Raw genomic sequence first — 2,955 nt, 5'->3', positions numbered from 1 at the left:
ACGAGCATCCTGCGCTCTTCCTGAAAGGCGATGGCTGCCGCCAGATTGCCGACGCTCGTATTGAGGTCGTTCCAGATGCGCAGGGGCAGCGTCTCGATGCTCTCGCCCGGACGCACCACCACCACGTCGCTGTCGACCGTCGGGATGCCGCCCAGCATATCCAGATCGAACCACCCCGCATCGGCCGTGATGGCGCCATTGATGGCTATCTTGGGCAGCTCGATGGCCAGGCGCAGCTTGCCGGTGATCATGGCATAGCGGTCCGAGCGCTGCAAAATGGGGTAGCGGTAGATATCCAGATCGATGATCCCGCTGGACTCGAACAAGTTCCAGTCGCCGGTGATCGTCAGTTTGCCGCCCTTGGCCTCGGGATTGGTCTTCAGCCATTCCGCTGTGCGCCATTCCCGGGGCTCAACCCGCAGCAGCGCCGGAAAACTCAGGCTGTCGAGGATCAGGCGCTCATCCTGCAATCGGGCTTCCAGCGTGCCGTCCAGCAAACGTATGCCGTCATCGATACGGATCAGGCGTATCTTCTGGCCCGAGATGGTGCCCGTGCTGTTCCAGGTGCCATCCGGCTTGCTTTGCAGTTGGACGTCTGCCTGCACGGCTCCGCCCAACTCCATCGTGTCGTCCAGGAAAAGACTGGTCCAGCCCAGGTCGTCGATATTGGCATTGAGTTTGACCGTCTTGACGTCTTTGGGGTTGAGCACAATGCCGCCGCCCGGCGTGGCATGAATCAAGGTCTGGGCGCTGGCCGAAACCTGGCCCATGCGCGCAGTCTTCAGGTCCAGATCCGCAGTCAAGCGGCTGGTTGCGCCACTGGTGGGCCTGGCATTCACGTCCAGGGAAAATGCTTGCAGCCCCAGCGGGAATGCCGGTTCGGCGGGAACCATGACATCGCCGGAAACCCGCTCGATATGCGCACGGCCCGCCAGCGCACCGGCAAACTTCAGATCCCAGTCCAGGGCGAATACGACTTCGGACTTGTCATCGCCCTGATTGGCCTTGATCTTGATGCCCCCGCGATCGGCTTCTTCCTTCGCCTGGGCATCCACCTTCTTGCGCAATTGGTCGACCAGGCTTGCCGAGACCGGCAAGCTGGCAATCGCGCCCTGGGTTTCCCAGCGCCCCGGCCCGCCTCGCGAACCCTGATGATTCAAGGTAAACAAAGTTCGCGAGTTCAACAGGAAATCGAGCTGCGTGGCGCCCACCTGCCATTGCCACGCCGGCGCTACCTGGCCCGGTAGAAAGCTGAGCGCAGTGACCGAATCGGAGTGCAGGCCCAGTCCGGCATGGTCGATGTCCAGCGACGAAATTTTTCCGCGCCAGCCCTGAACGCTTCCCTGCTCCACGGGCCCTTTGTCCCAGGCGCCTTCCAGCTTTATATCGACCTTCAGCGCTGCGCTGCCGACCTGGCCGGGCTTGCTCTTCTCGGGCGTATATTGGGCCGCAAGCTGTGCCCGGTGATGCGGCAGCGTGCCAGCCACCAAACCTTTAACACTCGCACCGCCGCCGACACCCGGCCAGAACGCCGCCAGATCGGGTGCCGTCACGTCCAGCGTCAGATCATTTTCGATCGATCCCAGCGCGCCTTCTGCGCGAAGATGATTCTTGCCCAGACGCAGGTCCATGTTCAGCGACGCCAACTGCAGCGTCTCCCATAGCGCACGCGCCGGCGGTGTTGTGCCGGCCGGCTGCGGCGGGGCCGCCGGGGTAGGCGTCGGCCCCGCAGCGGGCTTGGAGGATGGCGTAGATGCAGAAGACGGCGTTGGGGGAGTTGCCGCCTCGCTCGTGGGCGATGCCGCGTTGACGACCCTGCCCTTCAAGTGGCCGGAAAGCGGCTGCTTGTTCCAATGCGAGCCCTCGGCGAAGTTCAAGGCCACATCGCCGGACACCACTTCACTGCGGTCGCGCAGTTTTACATCGAAATCGGCCGAAGTCGTGATGACGGCAGGCGGTATGGAGTCGCCTACCAACTGGCCGATATCCAGTTTCTCTGTGCGCAAAGTGCCCACGATGTGGTCCAGGATGACGTCATCCGCCAGGCCGGAAGACCAATCCAGATCGCCGTGCAATGACGAGCCATCGGCCAGTTCCAAAGCCACTTCCCCTCCCTTAAGCGGAAAGGCCGCCCGGGGAGCAAGCGATATATCCGCGTCCAGGCTCATGCCCTGGCCGGTGCCCTGGATGACGACGTCCAGCGCCTCCATGCTTCCTTTTATCGTCGTATTGATGTCCAGCGTACATGGAGCGCCCTTGCTTTCTTGCGCCGGGGCAATGATGGTCCCCGACTGCGGCTCGGTTTTCTTGGCCGGCAGAGATGGCAGGTAACGGTTCAGGCACAGCGGAGAATCGGCCGTCAGGCCCACCGCTTGTGTGGTCAGATGCGCCCGGCTTGGCCATGGATCGCTCAGGCTCAGCACCTCGAGCTCGCCTTCGAACGTGGCCAACCCCTGTTCATGTCCGAGCTCCACGCTACGAATGACCAACTGCCCGCCATCCTGATCCAGCGCAATCGAAGTAGACAGATCGCGGATAGTCATCGGAATGGGGTCGCCGTTCTGATGGACGATCAGTTCATCCAGGGCCAGATGGTCAATGGCAATACTGAACGGCAGAGCAGGCATGGAAAACGGGTCTCCCGGCGCCTCGTCGGGGCTGGGAGCAAGGTTGAGCGTGACTGATTCGGCGGTCAGCTCCTGCACATGCAGGCGCCGCTGCAACAGTTCCGGCCAGCGCGCCTTCAAATGGAACTGCCCCAGCTTGACGTCGGCGCCGGGAAAGCCGGCATCGAAGTCGTCGACATAAAGGCCGTCCCAGATGCTTCCCGACACACCGGCCACCGTGCCGCCCAGCTGCTCGGCCGCCGTGACGACGGCCCATCGGCTGCCTGAAGGCGTGGCCACCACCCAATACAGAAAACTGCTGCATACCAGAAGCAGCACGACAATAATG

Annotated in this window: 1 pseudogene; it reads right to left on the bottom strand. The window is 62.5% G+C overall.

Features of this window, described 5'->3' with window-relative positions:
- Nucleotides 1–2,955, bottom strand: a pseudogene (locus V6M52_RS15050) (hypothetical protein); the annotation flags it as partial.

The sequence above is a fragment of the Devosia sp. genome, from assembly GCF_036676215.1.
Classification (GTDB): Bacteria; Pseudomonadota; Alphaproteobacteria; order Rhizobiales; family Devosiaceae; genus Devosia.
The sequence above is the reverse complement of the archived record's forward strand: the minus strand, read 5'-3'. Positions and strand labels throughout refer to the sequence as shown.